This window comes from Parabacteroides distasonis ATCC 8503, assembly GCF_000012845.1.
Lineage (GTDB): Bacteria > Bacteroidota > Bacteroidia > Bacteroidales > Tannerellaceae > Parabacteroides > Parabacteroides distasonis.
Window position 1 is genome coordinate 392,106 of record NC_009615.1, and the last position, 21,418, is coordinate 413,523.

General features: G+C 47.3%; 15 protein-coding genes, 2 tRNA genes and 1 other RNA gene. 14 read left to right on the forward strand and 4 right to left on the reverse strand.

Features of this window, described 5'->3' with window-relative positions; genetic code table 11:
* The first annotated feature begins 34 nt into the window (after positions 1–34).
* From BDI_RS01730 to BDI_RS01755, 6 genes are all read left to right on the forward strand, one after another.
* On the forward strand, positions 35–775 hold the full coding sequence (locus BDI_RS01730) for a murein L,D-transpeptidase catalytic domain family protein (RefSeq protein WP_005861989.1): 741 nt from the start codon (positions 35–37) through the stop codon (positions 773–775).
* A 59-nt stretch (positions 776–834) separates the two neighbouring features.
* A tRNA-Pro gene (locus BDI_RS01735) sits at positions 835–909 on the forward strand.
* 505 nt (positions 910–1,414) lie between these two features.
* Positions 1,415–2,749, forward strand: coding sequence for a TolC family protein (locus BDI_RS01740; protein ID WP_011965977.1), 1,335 nt, complete (start codon positions 1,415–1,417; stop codon positions 2,747–2,749).
* 47 nt (positions 2,750–2,796) lie between these two features.
* Positions 2,797–4,047, forward strand: a complete 1,251-nt coding sequence (locus BDI_RS01745) for an efflux RND transporter periplasmic adaptor subunit (RefSeq protein WP_005861993.1) — start codon at positions 2,797–2,799, stop codon at positions 4,045–4,047.
* A gap of 12 nt (positions 4,048–4,059) precedes the next feature.
* Positions 4,060–6,435: an ABC transporter permease gene (locus BDI_RS01750; protein WP_008780854.1), complete on the forward strand. Its 2,376-nt coding sequence runs from the start codon at positions 4,060–4,062 to the stop codon at positions 6,433–6,435.
* Between the two features lie 17 nt (positions 6,436–6,452).
* On the forward strand, positions 6,453–8,780 hold the full coding sequence (locus BDI_RS01755; protein WP_008780855.1) for an ABC transporter permease: 2,328 nt from the start codon (positions 6,453–6,455) through the stop codon (positions 8,778–8,780).
* Positions 8,781–8,889: 109 nt separating this feature from the next.
* Here the strand turns inward: BDI_RS01755 and BDI_RS01760 are convergent, their stop codons facing one another.
* Positions 8,890–9,939, reverse strand: a complete 1,050-nt coding sequence (locus BDI_RS01760; RefSeq protein WP_005862000.1) for a linear amide C-N hydrolase — start codon at positions 9,937–9,939, stop codon at positions 8,890–8,892.
* Positions 9,940–10,154: 215 nt separating this feature from the next.
* Between BDI_RS01760 and BDI_RS01765 the strand changes: the two genes are divergently transcribed.
* The 5 genes from BDI_RS01765 (at position 10,155) to BDI_RS01785 (ending at position 13,567) form a co-directional block, all read left to right on the forward strand.
* Positions 10,155–11,180, forward strand: coding sequence for a DUF362 domain-containing protein (locus BDI_RS01765; RefSeq protein ID WP_005862002.1), 1,026 nt, complete (start codon positions 10,155–10,157; stop codon positions 11,178–11,180).
* Between the two features lie 119 nt (positions 11,181–11,299).
* On the forward strand, positions 11,300–11,902 hold the full coding sequence (locus BDI_RS01770) for a riboflavin synthase (RefSeq protein WP_005862004.1): 603 nt from the start codon (positions 11,300–11,302) through the stop codon (positions 11,900–11,902).
* Positions 11,903–12,103: 201 nt separating this feature from the next.
* The gene (locus BDI_RS01775) at positions 12,104–13,018 is read left to right on the forward strand and encodes a DnaJ C-terminal domain-containing protein (protein ID WP_009276617.1); all 915 of its coding nucleotides are present in this window, start codon (positions 12,104–12,106) and stop codon (positions 13,016–13,018) included.
* A gap of 13 nt (positions 13,019–13,031) precedes the next feature.
* On the forward strand, positions 13,032–13,349 hold the full coding sequence (locus BDI_RS01780) for a chaperone modulator CbpM (protein WP_005862009.1): 318 nt from the start codon (positions 13,032–13,034) through the stop codon (positions 13,347–13,349).
* Between the two features lie 146 nt (positions 13,350–13,495).
* Positions 13,496–13,567: transfer RNA gene (locus BDI_RS01785), tRNA-Met, on the forward strand.
* 97 nt (positions 13,568–13,664) lie between these two features.
* Here BDI_RS01785 and BDI_RS01790 read toward each other — a convergent pair.
* The 3 genes from BDI_RS01790 to rnpB all read right to left on the reverse strand — a co-directional run bounded on the left by BDI_RS01790 (position 13,665) and on the right by rnpB (position 16,800).
* Complete coding sequence (locus BDI_RS01790) at positions 13,665–15,020, reverse strand: MATE family efflux transporter (RefSeq protein ID WP_008780858.1); 1,356 nt, start codon at positions 15,018–15,020, stop codon at positions 13,665–13,667.
* A 25-nt stretch (positions 15,021–15,045) separates the two neighbouring features.
* The gene (locus BDI_RS01795) at positions 15,046–16,416 is read right to left on the reverse strand and encodes a YihY/virulence factor BrkB family protein (RefSeq protein WP_005862013.1); all 1,371 of its coding nucleotides are present in this window, start codon (positions 16,414–16,416) and stop codon (positions 15,046–15,048) included.
* Positions 16,417–16,445: 29 nt separating this feature from the next.
* Positions 16,446–16,800, reverse strand: an RNA gene (gene rnpB, locus BDI_RS19970) — RNase P RNA component class A.
* A gap of 406 nt (positions 16,801–17,206) precedes the next feature.
* Between rnpB and BDI_RS01800 the strand changes: the two genes are divergently transcribed.
* The 3 genes from BDI_RS01800 (at position 17,207) to BDI_RS01810 (ending at position 21,311) form a co-directional block, all read left to right on the forward strand.
* Positions 17,207–18,730, forward strand: coding sequence for a Do family serine endopeptidase (locus BDI_RS01800; RefSeq protein WP_005862015.1), 1,524 nt, complete (start codon positions 17,207–17,209; stop codon positions 18,728–18,730).
* Positions 18,731–18,869: 139 nt separating this feature from the next.
* Complete coding sequence (locus tag BDI_RS01805) at positions 18,870–19,730, forward strand: sigma-70 family RNA polymerase sigma factor (RefSeq protein ID WP_005641668.1); 861 nt, start codon at positions 18,870–18,872, stop codon at positions 19,728–19,730.
* Positions 19,731–19,838: 108 nt separating this feature from the next.
* Positions 19,839–21,311: a glycoside hydrolase family 125 protein gene (locus BDI_RS01810; protein WP_008780859.1), complete on the forward strand. Its 1,473-nt coding sequence runs from the start codon at positions 19,839–19,841 to the stop codon at positions 21,309–21,311.
* Positions 21,312–21,418: the final 107 nt, after the last annotated feature.

Consider the following 21,418-nt stretch of genomic DNA (forward strand, 5'->3'; position numbering starts at 1 on the left):
AAATCATAACTTTGCGGCGTTATTGTTTTTTAGTATGCGAAGGATTTTCTTGTATTTGTTTTTTATTGTCTTGTCTGTAGGTTCAATTTCAACCGGTGGCGTTTTGCGTGCCCTATCTCCGGAAACGGGATCAACGTCTGTGGCGGTTATGGGGCGCCAATTATATGAGGAGATGCGATTGGATCAATGGGTTTGTTTCGATGCGTTTATGCAGGGGCTTAGAGGTTCCGAGAAGATTGATCGGAAAAATAAGGATATCCTTACATTGATCGATTTCTCTAAACCTTCTACGGCGGAGCGTATGGTTGTATTGGATATACGGCAAAAGAGAATACTTTACACCTCTTTGGTTTCTCACGGTAAGAATAGCGGAGGGAATTATGCGACCTCTTTCTCGAACGAGAACGGTTCTCATAAAAGCTCTTTAGGATTTTATCTGACGGAAAATACGTACCAAGGTCGGAATGGTTATTCGCTTATCCTAAATGGATTGGAAAAAGGAATAAATGATTTGGCTAAGCAAAGGGCGATTGTAATTCATGGCGCCTCTTATTCCGATCCTTCTGTGGCAGCTTCCTCGGGTCGGTTAGGACGTAGCTTTGGTTGCCCTGCGTTGCCTGTATCTGTCAGTAAGCCAATTATTAATACGATAAAGAATGGAACCCTTTTATTTATTTACGCCAACGATAAGAACTATCTGACGCAAAGTTCCATTCTATCCACTCAACAAGAAAATGATATTTTTCATGAAAAAAGTTACCGAAAAGTTTTGTAGTTTAAAATAAAGGCGTACCTTTGCACCGCAATCAGAGATAAACACTATGAATTGCAAAACGGGGTGTAGCGCAGTCCGGTTAGCGCACCTGCTTTGGGAGCAGGGGGTCCCAAGTTCGAATCTTGGTACCCCGACTTGATGAAAGGGAAATGGTTGGTATTCAACTGTTTCCCTTTTTTGTGTCCTACCCTTAAATCTAAAGGATAGTCAACGATTGTAATCAAAACAATTGTTCGTATCTTCAAGTAAAAAAAAATTCTTCTTACTATATACAAATATAATTACTATCTCATCTATTTCCAGATTATCGCCGTGGAATATATAGACCACGTCGTGATCTGTATATTCCACGTCTTGATCTGTACAGACCACGTCGTGGTTTGTAGAATTATACAGTATGCGCATAAGAATTCATAGGCTATCGAGCAAGAATTCATATAGGAGTAGAGCGTTTTTTACTTAGGGAGAAGAGGAGACGCTCTTACGTGTCAAAGTGGGAATAGTGTCAAACAATTAGACAGCGTTGTCAAAATATTGGACAGTTCTAAAAGAATAGCTTTTTGTTATCTGATTGTTGTTTAGTTGTTTATGTGTTTTGGCACGTTCTTTGCTATTATTTAGGTAGAAAATAATAGAGCAATGAAACAAATATTATTTACAACAGTTCTTTCTCTCAGTTTCGCTACCGCGACGGTGGCCCAAGAGAAACTTTGGACTTTGGATGAATGTATGCGCTATGCCGTGGAAAACAGCCCATCGGTTAAAAAGCAAGTTTATACATCAGATACGTATAAGGCGGAACGGAATGCCGCCGTAGCTTCTTTTTTCCCGGCGGCATCGGCTAAGGTCGGAGCGCAATATAGTTTTGGCCGTTCGATCGACCCTGCGACCAATACCTATGAGAATACTTCTACGTTTAATAATAACTATGGCCTCGACGCTTCTATTCCTATTTTTACGGGCGGACAGCTGATCAATCAATGGTTGATGGCAAAATCCAATCGCCGTATGGGAGTTAATGACATACAGAAAGCGAAAGATGATTTAGCGATGAAAACCATGCAGGCTTATATGGATGTGGTGTATTATAAAGGAACGATTCGTATGGCGGCCGAGAAATTGGAGGAGAGTAACCGTACCTTATATAAGACTCGCCGGCAAGAAGAGCTGGGTTTGAAAGGGAAAGCGGATGTAGCTCAATTCGAGGCTCAGGTGGCAGCCGATGATTATACATTGACCCACCAACAGAATCTTTTCAATACGGCCTTGCTTACTTTGAGGGAATGTATGAATTATCCATCTGATTTAGAACTGGAGGTGGATACTTTATTACCGGATATCAATTATGTCCCGGAAGTAGAGAATGTGGCGGAGATTTTCGCCTATGCGTCCGGGAATAACCCTACCGCCTTGCAAGCCGAGTATCAATTAACGCAAAGTAAATACCAATATCGTATTTATAAAGGAAAGTTGCTGCCGAGCATTTATTTGAATGCCGGAATCTCTACGAGTTATTTCGAGAACCTGAAGTCTGATAATGCCCCGGAAGGTTTCAAGGATCAGTTTAAAAATAACCGTGGTGAATATGTATCTTTTAGCCTTAGCTTTCCCTTGTTCGATGGTTTGAGCAGACTAACGAACGCTCGTCGTTATCGTAACAATATGCGGATCGCACGGGAGACAAGGACAGAGGTCTTTCGCCAGTTGCAGACAGCGGTAGAGCAATCGGTCTTGGATCGTGAGGGATACGCTAAAGAGGCCATACAGATGGATAAGAAGGTGAAATCGGATGAGTTGGCTTATCGTGTTACCCTACGGAAGTACGAGGAAGGCCTGATGAGCACGCTGGATGTACAGACAAGTGCGAATACGCTGTTGGAGTCCAAGGCCAATCTGCTTCAAAAGCGATTGATGTACTTATTGAAAAGCAAGCTGGTGGATTATTATAAGGGCAAGCCTCTTATCAATGAATAAGAATTGAGAACATAGAATTTAGATGATAATAAAAAATATAGAATACGATGGATATACAATTAGAGAAAAAGAAAGGTCTTCAGAAGAAGCATATTCCTTATGTAGCGGGTGGCGTGTTGTTCGTTATCTTGTTGGGATGGATTATCTTTGGTGATCATGCTTCTACGTTGAAAGTGGACGCGAGAGGGATTAGCATCGGTAATGTGACCCGTGAGCAATTCAATGACTTCTTTCGTATGGATGGTCAGGTGCAACCTATCACGGTCGTGCAGCTTAGCCCCGAGGAGGGCGGTATCGTACAGGAGAAAGTCGTGGAAGAGGGTGCCCAAGTGAAGAAAGGCGATATCATTGTTCGTCTGAGCAACTCAAATCTAGATTTGCAGATCTTGAACGCTGAGGCTGAGTTGGCGGAGAAGCAGAACTTCCTTCGTAATACGCAGGTTACCATGGAGCAGGATAAGCTGACCAATCAGATGGAGAAACTTCAATACGATATGGACATGAACCGGGCCCGCCGCTCGTTCAACCAACAAGAGCAGTTGTATAAAGAGAACTTGATCGCCAAGGAGGATTATCTGAAAGCGAAGGAGGACTTCGAGTTAGCCTCTCAAAAGCACGCCTTGATTACCGAGCGCTTGCGCCAAGACTCTATCTCCCGCACGATCCAGATGGATGAGATGGAGGCCAGCTTGGCGAATATGCGGAAGAATATCCTGTTGATCCGCGAACGTAAGGAAAACTTGAATGTCCGTTCCCAGATTGACGGTGAGTTGGGACTGTTGGATGTCGTATTGGGGCAAAGCATCAATCCCGGACAAAAGATCGGCCAGATTAACGACCTTTCCGATTATAAGATAGAGGCCATGATCGACGAGCATTATATAGACCGCGTGAAACCGGGCTTAAGCGCCGCTTTCGAGCGTCAAGGCTCGTCTTTCGACTTAACGGTGCGCAAAGTTTATCCCGAGGTTCGTGATGGTAAGTTCCGTACGGATTTCGTTTTCACGGGTGAGCGTCCGGATAATATCCGTAGTGGACAGACCTACTATATCAACTTGGAGCTGGGGCAACCTACCGAGAGTATCATTATCCCGAAGGGAACTTTCTTCCAGAGCACGGGCGGAAGCTGGATATTTGTTCTTGATCCGGATGGAAAGAAAGCTTACAGGCGTTCTATCAAGATCGGCCGTCAGAACCCGCAATATTATGAGGTTCTTGAAGGTCTGGAAGCCGGTGAGAAGGTGATTGTGTCCAGTTATGAGAGTTATAAGGATAATGAAGTGCTGGTGCTGGAATAAAATCGATATAATATGAAAAACATACTAATCGCCATTCGTTCCATTTTTAAGAAAGGGCGGCATAACGTGATGAAAATCGTATCGTTGGGAATCGGCTTAGCGGTAGGCTTGGTATTGATCGCTAAAGTCTATTTCGAACAATCGTATGATGATTTTTATCCGGATAGAGACCGGGTCTATCAAGTCTGGGCGAAATACCAGCAAAATGGAGGGGAGTTGAAGGATTATCCGCAAACAAGCGGTGGCATCGCTCCAACTATGCAACAACAGATACCCGAGATCGAGACCGTCACCCGATACACGAGTTTTGGAGACTGGACCTTTACGATGACCGACACCAAGATGAAATACTCCGGTCGTTGTATCATAGCGGATAGTTGTTTCTTTGATATTCTTCCTCGTCCTATGTTGATCGGAAATGCGAAAGAGGTTCTTTCCACCCCGATGTACGTGTTGATATCAAGTCGTATAGCGAAAAATATCGGAGGCGATGTTATCGGGAAAAACTTCACGGTAGACAATTCGCCGGGACGTACTATGACTATTGGTGGCGTTTTTGAGGAAGTTCCGGAAAATTCTCATTCCCGTTACGATGTAATTGTTTCCATGGCTTCGGCGGGTCGGTTCATGTGGGAGGGTTCGCCTACTAATATGTTGGGAAACGATCGTTACATAAGCTATGTGAAGTTGCACAAGGGGGTGAATCCTTTAGCTTTGGAGGAACAGGTGCGTACGTTTGTGAATTCTTATTTCCCTCCAGAGGAACAGCAAAAGGTCGGGTTAAGCATTGATTTCTCATTTCATAAGCTAGATAATCTACACAAGGAGTTGCCGCAAGTCAAGCGAATGACGTGGATACTTTCCTTACTGGCCTTCGCTTTGATCTTTACGGCGGTGATGAACTATATCTTGATCGTGATATCCTCTATCGTAAATCGCTCGAAGGAGGTGGCTGTCCATAAATGTTATGGGGCAAGCGAGAATAATATTCATGGTATGATGTTTGGTGAGGCGTTGGTACATATAGTGCTTTCACTGATCTTGGCCTTATTGTTGATCCTTGCGTTTAGAGGTACGGTAGAGGAGTTGTTGGCGACTTCGTTAGATTCCTTGCTCTTGTCTAATGGTAGCTTGGTCTTGCTAGGGATATGTATCTTGGTGTTTTTCGTATCTGGTTTTATGCCGGGATCATTATACGCCCGGATTCCGGTGGCCTCCGCTTTCCGTAATTACCGGGAGAATAAGCGTATCTGGAAGAAAGCCTTGTTGCTTGTCCAGTTTGTTGCTACGGGCTTTTTGGTGACGATGCTTGTTTTCGTTGCCCGTCAATATACGTTTATGGTGAATGATCGTCCGGGATATGCCTATGAGAACCTTGCCTACTGCGGGTTAGCTGGCGTGGACTCTACCTCTCGTGCCAAGATTCTGGATGAGGTGATGCGGCTTCCGGGAGTCGCTGCGGCTACCACCGTTTATCAATTGCCTTTCGAGCATGCTTCCGGTAATAATATTCTTTTACCGGGCGGGACTCAAGAGCTTTTTAATATCGCCGATCTCTATTGGGTAGGCAACGGATATCTGGACATGATGGAGATTCCCGTGATCCAAGGCCGCTCGTTCACGGAGAATGTGACCAACTCGAGAGAGGTGATGGTAGACCGCCGTTTCGTGGAGAAGATGAAATTGGTAGCGGGCTGGACGGATGATGTTGTTGGGAAGGATATTTGCGTCACCGAGCATAGCAAATGGAATGAGGAGCCATTCACGATTTGCGGCGTGTATGAGAATATCCGTCTGGGAGGAATCTCGAACCAAGATATGCGGCCCTCCGTATTATTCTATGCGCATAAGCCCATGTACACCTTGCAGGTGAAGTTCCATGAGCTGACCAACGATAATATGGCTCGTTTACAGCAGAAGATATCCGAGACATTTCCGGATCGTGAACTGAGCGCTATCTCTTTCCGTTCCGAGATCATGGATCTATATAAGGACTCCCGCCAATTCCGTGATTCCGTGATGATCGGAGGTCTGGTCACGCTTCTTGTTACGTTGATAGGACTTATAGGCTATACGAATGATGAGGTGAGCCGTCGTCGTAAGGAGATCGCCGTCCGCCGGGTGAATGGGGCTACCTTATGGGATATATTGAGGTTGTTCATAAAGGATATCGGATATATCTGTATCTATGCGGTCATATTAGGCGGTGGCATAGCATACTTTGTCTTGCAAAAGTGGCAAGAGCAATTCACGGAGAAAGTACCTTTGTCATGGTACATATTCTTGGGTTGCGGCGTATGTGTCTTATTGATTATATATTCCGTGGTTTGTCTGGATGCCCGCAAGACGGCTAATGATAATCCGGTGAACTGCTTGAAATCTGAGTAATTGAAAATTTATAATTCATGAATAATTTATTGAACTTTAAGTCCTTTTTCAAGTTCCTCGGAAGGAATAAGGCTTATACGCTGATAGACGTGTTTGGTCTGTCTGTATCGTTGATGTTTGTGTTATTGATAGCGGTCTATACGGTACAGGAGATGTCTACAGATAAATTCCATACCAAGGCGGATCGTATCTATCTGGTCGGGAATGAAAATTGGATGGCCACCGGAGCCGCCATTCCTTATAAGATAAAGGAACGCTATCCGGAGGTAGAAAAAGTTTGTCCGGTAGTGGCGGGTAATTCGAGTGATATAGTTGTAGTTTCCGGTGATCGGAAACTGAAGGCAAACGTGATGTTCGCAGACTCTACGTTCTTCGATTTCTTTGATTTCCGGTTGCTACAAGGCACTCGTGAGCAAGCGTTGGCCGCCGGGAACTATGCGGTGGTCTCCTCTTCGTTCGCCCGTAAGATGTTCGGAACGGATGATCCGATGGGACGGAAGTTGGTGGTGGGCGATACCATATCGGCTACTATAAACGGGGTGGTGGAGGATTTACTTCATTCCTCTATTCCCGAAGCCGATGTGATCGTGCGTTGGGAGCAGGTTCGGTATTTGAACTGGTCGTTGGCTCCGGATCAATTGGGGAATGCCGGAAGTACATCGGCTTTTGTCTTGGTGCGTGAGGGTAGTGATTTCCCTTCTCGTGCGGAGGATATGGCCCATTGGTTCAAGGAATTTTATTGGCCGTATCAATATGGGACGGCAAAAGAGGTACGCATATTGCCGCTTAGTGAGCAGTATTTTGCGAAAGCCGCTTCTTACTCTTCTTTGCGAAAGGGAGATTGGCGTTTCGTGATCGTGCTGATGTCCGTAGGTCTTCTTATCTTGATTTTTGCGGTTATCAATTATATTAACTTGACGGTTGCCCAAGCGGGTTTCAGGGCGAAGGAGATGGCTACCCGGCGCCTTTTGGGATCTTCACGGGGTGAGTTATTCATGCGTTTGATGCTGGAGTCCACTTTACTTACGTTTATTTCTTTGATTATCGGGGTTCTCCTTGCGCTGGCGGTCGTGCCGTTTGTCAATGATTTATTGCAGACACGTGTCGATATGAATGTATTGGGTAGACCTGTCTGGCTATTGGCTCTGGTTTCATTAACGGTTGCCGTGGGAGTTTTATCCGGCTTACTGCCTGCTATCATTATTTCTTCTTCTAAACCGATCGAGGTGGTAAGGGGTACGTTCCGGGCTAAGACGAAAATGGTATTCAGTAAGTTCTTTATCGTATTCCAAAATGTGATCACGATCACGATGATCGCCGCCTCTATCACGATGGTTTGTCAGATCGTTCATATGATCAACGCTCCTGTCGGATATAAAACGAAGAATTTATTGGCTATGCGGTCGGTGGATGAAAGGCAGTTATCCGCTTTTGTCGGTGAGTTGAAAGGTTTGTCATGCGTAGATAGGGTCGGGAAGACTCAAGGATTGCCTTTATTCGGTAGTAATAATTGGACTGCTACTTATCAGGGGCAAAATATATCTTTTCAGCAATTCGTTATGGATAAGGAGTGTTACGATATGCTGGGATTGGAGATTTTGCGTGATAACCATTTAACGACAGAGGGCTGGTTCCTAAACGAGCAAGCGATGCGTGAGATGAACTTATCGGAGGATGCGGCCTCTTTTATGCTGGACAGGCAAGAAAGACCGATAGCGATAGCGGGTATCGTCCGGGATTTCTATTGCTTTGGAAATGTGACGACAGGGATGAACCCTGTCATGTTCCGTTTCTTGAAAGATAATGAAGATCCTTGGATGATCTTGATCGAGACACAAGGTGATCCTTTCGCCGCAAAGGAGGCTATCGGTAAAGTATATGAGAAAGTGACCGGACTTGAGTTTGAGGCTTACTTCATGGATGAGCGTTTACAAAACTCATTCGACTCGCAAATCCGTTTGGCAAAGATCGTGATCGTATTCTCGATAATCGCCATCCTTATTTCTTTGCTAGGCTTATTGGCGATGTCCACTTACTTTATCCAACAGCGTTTGCAAGAAGTATCCGTACGAAAGGTATTTGGTTCCAGCAACCGGCAGATATTGGTTAAGCTCGTATTCACGTTCTTGAACTATGTGTTGATTGCTTTCGTGATCGCCATACCTATTATTATGTACTTTATGAAAGATTGGCTGTCCGACTATTCGTATCGTATCGGTTTAAGTCCGCTGATATTTATCGCCGCCGGCTTATTCTGCCTCATGATCTCGTTTGTCTCTGTCTTTTTCCAGAGCTACCGGGCTGCCACATCGAATCCGGTGGATAGCTTTAGGCATAGGCTTTAATTGTTAAGCATATCATAAAAGGTAATAACGCTTGTTTAAAAATAAGGGGGGAGTAAATACCGACTTTTGATACCTCCCCTTATTTATTCTTGTCTGTTTTTCTAGTCCTTCAGATCCCGAACAAGAACGGTAACGGCTTGCTGTCCTTGAAATCTTTGGCGGTGTTTCCGGCGTAAATCTCGCCGTTTGTGAGCGTTAGTTTCTTGATAGGTGTACCTGCCTTGAAGTCCAAGCTCTTGAAATCGACCCAAAAGATATCCGGGCTTAAAGTAGACTCGAAGTAATATACCTTATTCTTCTGGTCGGCTACCGTACGCCAGCGGGTAGAGGAGATATTCGGTTGATCCGGGGTCGTGATTCCCAGAGGTACCGATACGTTACGCATTACGCTGAATACCCCGGCTACCGCTTCCCGGAAATTACTTGTCTGCGGGATGGCGTGGATATAGAAAGAGGCACGCACGAAACGATCGGAAGCCCGGTTCGTACCCGGCAACATGACCAAGCCGCCTATCTGTTGCCAGTAATCGTTTAAGGTTAGTTGCTTATCGTATGTAGGGGAATTCGTCATGACTTGGCATTCCCGTCCCTCATGGATAACCAAGTTCCCATTTAGGTACTCGAAGATAGCGCTATTCCCTGATGCGTCCGAGATCGAGAGATGCAAGGTTGATTTCGCCCCGTTCGGAAGATCCGGATCGTCGATGCGGAAGACCTCCTTGCTTAACTCGGCAACCGCCTCATCTACCGTGGCGAAATTATCGAGTACATACTGCGTCCAGATGCTAAGCCCCATAACCGGGCGGTTATCGTCCGGTCGGAAATAAGATGACTCGGTGAGGAACAATAGGTTGGCAACAAGTCCCTTCTCGTTCATGCCGTCGCACGTACCGATATCATACCCGGCGGTCACCACGCTTCCGTATTTCGAGGTCCATTGGATGGTATTATCGGATATCGCTCCCCTTCTCTGTACGCCCCGGGGGAAGAGATACAGGTTGGATTGCGGGTCCTCTTTCCAATCCATGGTACGTCCGGTTACGACCATATCGTCCGGCCCGAGGTAAACGGCCCTTGTACACGCCTCGCTTCCCATAGGGTTCATAAACATGAACAAGCCGGCGAAAAGAGAGGCCAGTGTTAAATTCTTTGATTTCATAAGATCTATATTATTAGGATAATCTATTTATGAAACAAGTGGCTTTAAGGAATGTTTTAGAATGATATACGGGATACGGAGCCGTGTGAACAACCCCCATTTCGTTTTTAGGCTTTCAAAATTCGTTTTGTTCGTAAAGGAGTCTTATTTTTCAGGTTTTTAAAGAACTTCGCGTATCGATTAAATAAGAAACATATGAATTTAAATTCTATATCATGACAGCAAAACAAAAAATGTCACGCCGTAACTTCATACGAAGTTCGGTCGTTATGGGTGGCGCATGGATGGTGGCAGGTTCTATACCTGTAGAGAGTATCGCAGGCGAAGTGAGGCCGGAGATTGCGAAAAGCGAATCCTCTGCCGGAGTTTCGAAGGTATATATGTTGAAAGATATCACTCCTCAGAACATGATCCGTCTCTACGACGCCTTGGGACGGAAGGCCAAGGGGAAAGTGGCGGTGAAGCTCTCTACCGGAGAGCCGGGAGGCCATAACTTCCTGCAACCTACACTTATCAAAGACTTGGTAAAGAAAGTAAACGGTACGATCGTGGAATGTAACACGGCTTACGGAGGCGGACGTGCGGATACCGACAGCCATTTGAAAGCCGCCGCCGATCATGGCTTCACGGCCATCGCTAAGGTGGATATCATGGATGCCGACGGCGAGGTGGCTCTTCCGGTTCAAGGCGGTAAACACCTGAAAGAGGATTTCGTAGGCTCCCATTATCTGGATTATGATTTTACGGTCGTCCTTTCCCATTTCAAGGGACATGCCATGGGCGGTTTCGGGGGAGCGCTGAAAAATATCTCTATCGGTATAGCCTCATCCGCCGGAAAGGCTTGGATACATACGGCGGGTAAGACGAAAACCGACTTGTGGAACAACCTTCCCGAACAGGATCATTTCTTGGAATCAATGGCCGAGGCGGCTAAGGCCGTGACTACCCATTGTGGCGAAAATATACTTTATATCAGCGTAATGAATCGACTCTCCGTAGATTGCGATTGCGATTCGAACCCGGAAGAGCCGAAAATGGCGGATATCGGTATGCTAGCCTCACTCGATCCCGTGGCCTTGGATAAGGCTTGCGTAGATCTGGTTTACGCCTCGCCGGACCCTGGCCGTGTCCACTTGATCGAGCGCATGGAATCCCGCCATGGCATCCATATCGTCGAGCATGCGGAGGCGTTGGGTATGGGAAGCCAGCGGTATGATTTGGTCTCCTTGGACGATAAATAATATCGTAAATTAAAAACATTTAATAACTTCCTTTTTATCGGGCTTATTACCTCAAAGGCGTTATCTTTGCCCATGAATAAATAACAGTTTTGGGAGTACAAACTAAAAACGATTTGATTATGTTCTCAGGTATTGTAGAAGAAGCGGCTCAGGTAGTAGCCCTCCAATCCGATAAAGGAAACCTTCATCTGACGATGAAGTGCTCATTCGTGAATGAGCTGAAAATAGATCAGAGCGTGGCTCACAACGGCGTTTGCCTTACGGTGGTAAGCATGACGGAAGATACGTATACGGTTACCGCTATCAAGGAGACCTTGGAACGTTCGAACCTCGGGAACCTGAAAGTGGGCGATAAGGTGAACTTGGAGCGTAGCATGTTGATGAACGGCCGTCTGGACGGGCATATCGTACAGGGGCACGTGGACCAGACTGCCGTTTGTGCGGAGGTGAAGGAGGCGGACGGCAGCTGGTACTATACGTTCGAGTACGCTTTTGATAAGGAGATGGCCCGGCAGGGGTATATGACCGTGGAGAAAGGCTCCGTTTGCGTGAACGGCGTCAGTCTGACGGTATGCAACTCCCAGCAAAACAGTTTCCAAGTCGCTATCATCCCTTATACGCACGATAACACGAACTTTTGCCAGATCGAGAAAGGTACGGTAGTGAACCTAGAGTTCGATATTGTCGGGAAGTATATCAGCAAGATGATGCAGTTTAAATAAGGTTCGAAGAATTTCCTATCCATAAAAGGCTTTAGCGGTATCTGATGATCCCGGCTAGAGCCTTTTCTATCTACGGACAATCTTAATTCCGTGCGTGTACGATTAAAAACGTTTTAAGTAAATTTTCACTAACCAAAACTATCCTTGGTATGTTTATTGTTATATAATTATATGAGAAAAATAGACTAAACATATCAGATTATGGCCTATATCGATTATTACAAGATTTTGGGGGTGAACAAGGACGCTTCTCAGGATGATATCAAGAAAGCCTATAAGAAGTTGGCTCGGCAATATCACCCTGACTTGAATCCGAACGATCCCGACGCCCATCGTAAGTTTCAGGAGATCAATGAGGCGAACGAGGTGCTTAGCGATCCGGAAAAGCGTAAGAAATACGACCAGTACGGGGAGAATTGGAAACATGCGGATGAGTTCGAGGCTCAACGGAAGCAGTATGGCCAGCAAGGTGGCGGCTTTGGCGGTGGCTTCTCGAACGGCGGAGGTACGTATTGGTCCTCCTCCGGCGATGATGGAGAGTTCTCGGATTTCTTTGAGTCTATGTTTGGTTCCCGCCGGGGTGGCGGTGGCCATTCTAATCATGGGTTCCGTGGACAGGATTACACGGCCGAATTGCACTTATCCTTGATGGATGCGGCCAAGACACATAAGCAGGTGATCACCGTGAACGGCAAGAACCTGCGTATCACGGTTCCCGCCGGCGTAGCCAACGGGCAAACCATTAAGCTGAAAGGCCAAGGCGGGCCGGGCATGAATGGAGGACCTGCCGGTGATTTGTACATCACGTTCATTATTCCGGACGACAGCCGTTTCAAACGGGTGGGAGACGATCTGTACCTGACCGTCCCCTTGAACCTCTATACGGCGGTCTTGGGTGGCGAGCAGATTATCGATACCTTGGATAGCAAGGTGAAACTGAAAGTAAAACCGGGCACGCAAAACAATACGAAAGTCCGGTTGAAAGGTAAGGGATTCCCTGTTTACAAGAAGGAGGGGCAGTTTGGTGACTTGATTGTCACGTACTCGATCGAGGTGCCGACCAACTTGACGGAGAAACAGAAGGATTTGTTCCGGGAAATACAAAGTCTAAATTAAAAACAGGTGTATTATGCAAACAGATTTAGTTATTGTCAGTGAATACTGCCAGAAATGCCATATAGACCCTTCGTTCATCATTTTGCTGGAAGAGGGAGGTTTGATAGACATTAATATCACGGATGGAGAGAGGTATCTCTTCTCTTCCCAGCTCCGTGATCTGGAACAATACACACGTATGTATTACGACTTGTCTATTAACATCGAGGGAATCGAGGCCATTCATCATATGCTGGACCGGATGCGGAATTTGCAGGCGGAGATACAATCGTTGAGAAACCGTCTGCATTTATATGAACCATTCGGTTTTGATACGATCGAGAATTTCTAGTGTCAAATTGCTGCTTAACAAGGCTTCACTGCCCGATAGCGAAGGGTGTACGCAAACAAATTGAAAATATTTCTTGAAAATGTTTGGAAGTTTGGAATGTAATATATACCTTTGCACTCGCAATCAAGAAATGATAGCGACTATATCGCGGAGTGGAGCAGTGGTAGCTCGTTGGGCTCATAACCCAAAGGTCGTAAGTTCGAGTCTTGCCTCCGCAACTAAAAAGTCCTCAAGTCATTGACTTGAGGACTTTTTCTCTATTCAATCAAGCGATCGGGCGATGCGACCCCGATGGAAACGAATAATAAGCTATGCTTATTTCTTCCGTAAAGGCCCTTTGTTCTTCCAGAATCCCAATTTATAATAGATATAGGTGATTGTAAGCCCGATGCAAAGGCTGGCGCCGATGGCCCACCAGATACCGCTCCGTCCCCAGATAGAGCTAAACCAATAGGCGAGGGGAATGCGTATCAGCCAAAGACAAGTGATGCTTACTGCCATTGGGAACAGGGTATCGCCAGCTCCCCGTAATGCCCCGTTGAAGACGTTCAAGCCGCCGTGTACGATAAAGAATCCTCCCATGATCAATAAATATTCCTTGCCAATCCGGATCACCTCCGGGTCCTTGGTGAAAGCCAGCATCATCTTGTCCCCGAAGAAATAGATGGCCGTGAAGGTTGCTAGACCCAGCAATAGGTTGACAAGCATGGCGAATCGTACCCCGTCACGTACCCGGTCCAAGTGCCCAGCTCCGATGTTTTGCCCGCAGAAAGCAGCTAGCGCCCCAGAGAGGGTCAATACCGCTTGGATGATGATCGTGTCGATCTTTCCCGCTGCCCCGTAAGCGGTGAGCGTATCCGTGCCGAAACTGTTCACGATCCCCAGTAAGGCAATCAATCCTAGCGAGATGGCACATTGCTGTACGCTGGAGGGAAGCCCGATGCGGAGCCCTTCCTTGAACAGTCCCATATCGAACAATAAATCCTGTTTCTTGATAGAGAGCAGGGGATGGGTGTTGTTCACGTAGCCTAGGGCCACGCACATGCCGATCCCTTGGGCGATCACCGTAGCCCGTGCCGCCCCTTCGATCCCCCATTTGAAAACGACAATGAAGAGTAAATCCAAGGCTATATTCAAAATCGTGGTAAGCAGGATAAACAGCATGGGGCGCACGGACTCCCCGACACCCCGCAATATGGAGATAATGCTATTGAAAGTGACAAACAAGAACGTACCCCCTACATAAATCCTAAAATAAGCGACCGCCTGCGGGATCACGTCCTCCGGTGTGTTCGTCAGCCTGAACATCGGCTCGGCAAAAATAATTCCCGCTATGGACAGCAATACCCCTGCGACCAACATGAAGATAAAGAAAGAGGAGAAGGCCTTCTGCACCTTATCGAACTCCTTCGCCCCGAAAAACTGTGAGATCACCACCGACGTACCGCTCCCGATACCGATCACCAGCGAGATAATAAAGTAATAGATGAAGAAGGAAGCCGATACCGCCGCCAGCGACTCTTTCCCCAGAAACTGCCCGACGATGACGCTGTCGGTCACGTTATAGAGTTGTTGCAGCAGATTGCCGATCAGCAAAGGGAAAGCGAAACGCAGGATCACCTTCCATACCGCCCCACTCGTCAAATCCCTATTTCCTGTATTAATTCTCAATTCTCAATTCTCAATTTTCAATTCCCTATAGGTCTTTCAGCAGGATATTGTCGTTTGCCTTTATCATATCCTCACGTGTCTTCAGCAGGGCTTTCCATTCCTTGCTGAAAAGCTTGCTCGTGTCAATCTTAAAGTTCTCGGAGCCATACTCGTCCATGCGGGTCAGCAGGTAGCTGACCGTGATCTTATTGACATCGATCGCCGGCTGGTAGTATGCCACACGGTCGTCATTCCCGTAGTTCACCTCGATGATGATGTTCAACTCCGTGAGCAGGTATAAGATCTGTGTCGTTATGCGGATAGGGATGCGGTAAGCGTCGGATAGCTCGTCGGCCGTATAGGGTTTCTCGCCTTTCACGAACCGTTTGACGATCAGCGAGGCGATCAGCAAGGTCAAGAAATCCTTGTACCGGCGGCTGATACTTTTGCTGTCCCTCTCAAAGCTGAATTTCTTCACGTTCTGGGAGGCGTACGACAGCTCTGCGCCAAACAAGCAAATCAACCAAGAAAGCTGCAACCAAAGCAACAACAAAGGCAGTGCGGCAAAACTACCGTAAATAGCGTTGTACTTGCTCACCCAAATCTGCCCACTGATATAAATAAATTGGAACAACTGGAAGGCGCAACCAGCGATAAAGCCTGCCACCAACCCGTTCACGAACCTTACTTTCGTATTCGGCAGGGAGACGTACAGCCCCGTGAAAGCCAATGTCGTGATAATATAAGGCGCTATATGCAAGAACAGCTCTACGAGTGGCGTAAAAAACAAGTATTGCCCCAAGAACGAGTTCTGCAAGGTAGACATGAAGATGGACAAACCGCTGGATGCCGTCATCAGCACCGGCAGCACGAGGAATAAGGCCAGATAATCGGATATCTTCCGGTACCACGGACGGGATTTCTGGATCTGCCAGATGTCGTTGAACGTATCCTCCACGGACGAGATCAAGTTGATCACCGTATAAAACAATAAAATCAAACCGACCCCGATGATCACTCCCCCCTGCGCCTGCGCCAGATAGCTCTCCACGAACTCGAACGCCTTGTTCAGCTCCATCTCGTGCCCGGGGAAATAATCGAACAACTCCTGCCGTACCGTCCCTTGGAAACCGAAGCCCTTAGCTATACCTAATAATACGGCCAGCAAAGGTACGATAGATAACAAGGTGCTGTAGGTAAGCGCCGACGCCTTGGTTTGCAGGTTCTCGCTCTGGAAACCCCGCACGGCGAGTATAACCGTCTTGATGATATTGATATAAATCTCCTTCAGCCCACTAACTTCATTCTCGGTAATCCGCCAAATGTCGTAGGTAACGAAACGGATGGTTCGTGCTAATAATGCGCTGATCCGTTCTCCAATAGGTTTCTTTTCTTCCCGTGGCTTGTTTTTGGGCATATCGGCACATGATTTAATTGGCAAATAAAAAAAGCAGTCTGCCTATAAGCCGGGTCCTGTACCTCTTTGGAAAGAGGTGCCTGCCATTTATCTTGTCTTACCGTCGCCGGTAAGCTTTAGCGGTCTACCCCCCGGCATCGGACGAGCCATCCTACATGCGCCGGTATACATGACCTTACAACCCATAAGACGTACGGCATCCCGTATCGCTACGGGACCCGGTGAGCTCTTACCTCACCTTTTCACCCTTACCGGACGAGTCCGGCGGTTATTCTCTGTTACGTTACTCTACCCTCACGGACAGCTTCCCGTTAAGAAGTATGGTGCTCTGTGTTGCCCGGACTTTCCTCACACCCGAAGGTGAGCGACAGACCAGCAGACTGCGATAGGACAAAGATAGGTATTTTAGTTGACAGTTGACGGTCGGCGGTTGACAATTATTTTGTAGACGCATAGGAGAGATAGGATAACATTTTCTTTTTCAGCCGTAAACATATTCTGTCTCCTAGGTGTTTTTTATACGAACAGAGATTCTAGATTGCCAGTAACCGACTGTCATTTATCGATTGCCGACTGTCAGTTATCGCGTGTCAACTGTCAATTCGTCTGCTGTTTAATTGTTAAAAAGGTACTTTGCAATACACAGTACTGTTAAGTGCGGTTAAGCCCCTGTGATGCCTCGTTAAAAGTGATAAAAAATACGATGGAAATGGAATATCCGCACAATTTTTGAGTTTTCTTTGCCGTAAAGAAACTGTTAAATTTAAGTGTTTAATTAAATAAGAAAAGTATGAAAAATATCTGGAAGAATGTGCTTGGTGTTGCTCTGATAGCAGCCATTAGTTCTGGTGCCGCGATCGGAACGAGTACTTACCTGATGAATAAGAATCAACGTCCGGCGGAGTTGGCCTCCGGAGTTGAGAATACCTTCAAGCAACCGTACCGATTGACGAATTATGGAACCGTGGCCGCCGAGAATATCGATTTCACTACGGCCGCCGAGAGCGCCATCCACGGGGTTGTCCATATCAAGGCCACGGCTAACGCGCAAGCCTCTAACGGGGACGGCGGTCAGCAGTATATGGACCCGTTCGAGTATTTCTTCGGCTTCGGTGGCCGTGGAGGGTTCCAACGTCCGCAACAGCAACCTCGTGTGGGCGCTGGCTCGGGTGTCATTATCTCTACGGATGGTTATATCATCACGAACAACCACGTGATCGACGGAGCCGACGAGCTGGAGGTTACCTTAAACGATAACCGGAAATTCCCGGCAAAGATTATAGGGGCTGATCCGACAACAGATATCGCCTTGATCAAGATTGAGGCAACCGACTTACCTACGATCCCCTTTGGTGATTCTGAGAAGTTGAAAGTAGGTGAGTGGGTGTTGGCGGTAGGTAACCCGTTTAACTTGACCTCTACCGTTACGGCAGGTATCGTGAGCGCTAAGAGCCGTGGCAACATCGGCGCCGGTGGCAAGGATCGTAGCAAGATCGAGTCGTTTATACAGACAGACGCCGCCGTGAACCCGGGTAACAGTGGTGGGGCACTAGTGAACACGAAAGGCGAGTTAGTCGGTATCAATACCGCTATCTACTCCGAGACCGGTAACTTCGCCGGATACTCTTTCGCCGTGCCCATCAGCATCGCCGGCAAGGTGGCTAACGACTTGAAGCAATTCGGAACCGTGCAGCGTGCCGTATTAGGCGTATTGATACAAGACCCGCAATACGTGCCCGACGCTGAGAAAGAGAAAGTGAAAGTATTCGAGGGCGCTTACGTAGGTGGTTTCGCCGAGCGCAGCTCCGCTAAGGAAGCCGGAATCGAGAAGGGTGACGTGATTGTAGCCGTGAACGGCGTGAAGATCAAATCGTCTAGCGCTTTGCAAGAGCAGATCAGCAAATACCGTCCGGGCGACAAGGTAGAGTTGACGATCAACCGCAACGGTAGCACGAAGAAATTCACGGTAGAACTCCGTAATGCGCAAGGTAGCACCAAGGTCGTGAAGGGTGGCGACAGCGCAGAGGTTATGGGCGCAGCGTTCAAGGCTTTGAACGACGAGCAGAAACGTAAGTTAGGTGTAAGTTATGGTATCGAGGTCACCGGTCTGACCAGCGGCAAGCTGAAAGACGCCGGTATAAAGAAAGGCTTCATTATCATGATTGTAAACAACCAGAAGATCTCTGCTCCGGAAGACTTGGAAAAGATTGTGGAAAGCATACTTCAAGGACGTACGGAAGATCAAGGCCTCTTCATTAAAGGCTTCTACCCGAACGGACGTACGAAGTACTATGCGATAGATCTTGCCGAATAAGATAAACAAGGACTGTAGTCTTATAGGTGTGAAAAGATTGTTAAAGGTTTTTAATTGGCTGGATGTGGGGTGCATCCAGCCAATTCTTTCAACAAAAATGGTTATCTTTGCACCCCGTATTCTCAATTAAACAAATTGAATGAGACAATTAAAGATCACAAAGTCCATTACCAACCGCGAAAGCGCTTCGCTGGATAAATATCTTCAAGAGATTGGTCGAGAAGATCTTATCACGGTAGAAGAGGAAGTGGAATTGGCACAGGCTATCAAAAGAGGAGACCGTAGGGCGTTAGAGAAATTGACCCGTGCGAATCTCCGTTTCGTCGTTTCTGTGGCTAAGCAATATCAGAACCAAGGTTTGAGTTTGCCCGACCTTATTAATGAGGGTAACTTAGGCTTGATCAAGGCTGCTGAGAAATTCGATGAGACGAGAGGTTTCAAGTTTATTTCCTATGCTGTATGGTGGATTCGCCAATCTATTCTGCAAGCTTTGGCAGAGCAGTCAAGAATCGTGCGTCTTCCGTTGAACCAAGTAGGCTCGCTGAACAAGATCAGCAAGGCCTTCTCCAAGTTCGAGCAGGAAAACGAGCGTAGACCGTCTCCAGAGGAACTTGCTGATGAGTTGGATATCCCGGTGGATAAGATTTCCGATACCTTGAAGGTGTCCGGACGTCATATTTCCGTGGATGCCCCGTTCGTGGAAGGCGAAGACAACAGCCTTTTGGATGTGCTTGTGAACGATGACGCTCCTATCGCGGACCGGTCGTTAATGAACGAGTCATTGGCTAAGGAAATTGATCGAGCGCTTGCTACACTGACCGAAAGAGAATGTGAGATTATCAAGATGTTTTTCGGTATTGGCTGTCAGGAAATGACATTGGAAGAGATTGGCGACAAATTTGGCCTCACTAGAGAGCGTGTCCGCCAGATCAAGGAAAAAGCAATCAGAAGATTAAGACAAGGAACTCGTAGCAAGCTCCTCAAATCGTATTTAGGCTAATTTAAGGAATTATTGAGTTGGCGAAGGCTCCGGTCCGAAAAGGATTGGGAGCCTTTATTTTTTTTCTTAACTTTGCCACTGGAATATAATACCATAAAAACTATATAAATGACTACAAGACGTAATTTCCTGAAAACAGGATCTATTTCCTTGGCCGGCCTGTTGGTTGGCGAGAAGGTATACTCCGCCGTGAGTACGCCCGACAATAAAAAGAGTTTTAGCACGATCGCCTCTAAGGTGACCGGCGATTACGCCAGCAAGCGCCCGGCTCCCGAGGCCCGTAAGTTTACCTCCAAGGCGGTAGAGGAGCAACTGAAGGCTTCCAAGGCCCGTATCAAGGACCCGAAACTGGCTTGGATGTTCGAGAACTGCTACCCGAATACCTTGGACACGACCTGTGAGTTCAAGATGGTAGACGGCAAGCCGGATACGTTCGTGATCACCGGAGATATTCACGCCATGTGGTTGCGTGACTCCTCGGCGCAGGTTTACCCCTTCGTCACCTTGGCGAAGAAGGATAAGGACTTGCGGCAGATGCTGGTTGGTGCTATCAATCGCCAGACCGCCTGCATCCTGATCGATCCCTACGCTAATGGCTTCAACGAAGGCCCTACCGGGAGCGAGTGGGAGAGCGACCGCACGGAGATGAAGAAAGAGCTTCACGAGCGTAAATGGGAGATCGACTCGCTTTGCTACCCGATCCGCTTGGCGTATCATTATTGGAAGGAAGTAGGCGATACCTCCGTATTCGACAGCAAATGGGAGCAGGCGATGGAGGCCGTTTACCGTACTTTCCGTGAGCAACAGCGCAAGGACAGCCTCGGGCCGTACCGTTTCTCCCGTGTGACGGACCGCCAAGGCGATACCCTCTTGAACGATGGTTGGGGTAGCCCGGTGAATCCGGTGGGCCTGATCGTCTCCTCTTTCCGTCCTTCCGACGACGCTACGCTGTTTGGCTTCTTGGTGCCATCGAACTTGTTCGCTATCACCTCGCTTCGTCAGGTGGCTGAGATTCTTCGTGCCGTAAGAAATAACACGGACTTGGCCGGTCGTTGCGAGGCGTTGGCGGGTGAGGTAGAGGAGGCCGTGAAGAAATATGCCATCGTGGAGCATCCGGAATTCGGTAAGGTGTACGCCTTCGAGGTAGATGGTTACGGCAGCCGTGTCTTCATGGACGACGCTAACGTTCCGAGCTTGCTGGCCTTGCCGTTCTTGGGTTGCGTGGACGTGAACGACCCGATTTACCAGAATACCCGCCGCTTGGTGCTGAGCCCTTCCAACCCTTACTTCTTCAAGGGAAAGGCCGGCGAGGGCATCGGCGGTCCGCATATCGGTTTCAACTATATCTGGCCGATGAGCTTGATCATGCGTGCTACGACTTCCAACGACGAGAAGGAGATCCGGTATTGCATAGAGACGCTTCGTGATACGGACGGAGGCACGGGCTTCATGCACGAGTCTTTCCATAAGGACAATCCTTCCGATTACACCCGCTCGTGGTTCGCTTGGACGAATACTCTGTTTGGCGAGTTGATCGTGAAGCTGCAATCCGAAGGCAAGCTGAAAGACCTCCTCGGCTAATATCACCAAGGTTAATATCACCAATTGTAGAGACGGGGCATGCCCCGTCTCTACAAGTCTGTAGCTGAGTGTATTTAGACAAAATCAATCAAAACAACATAAATCTA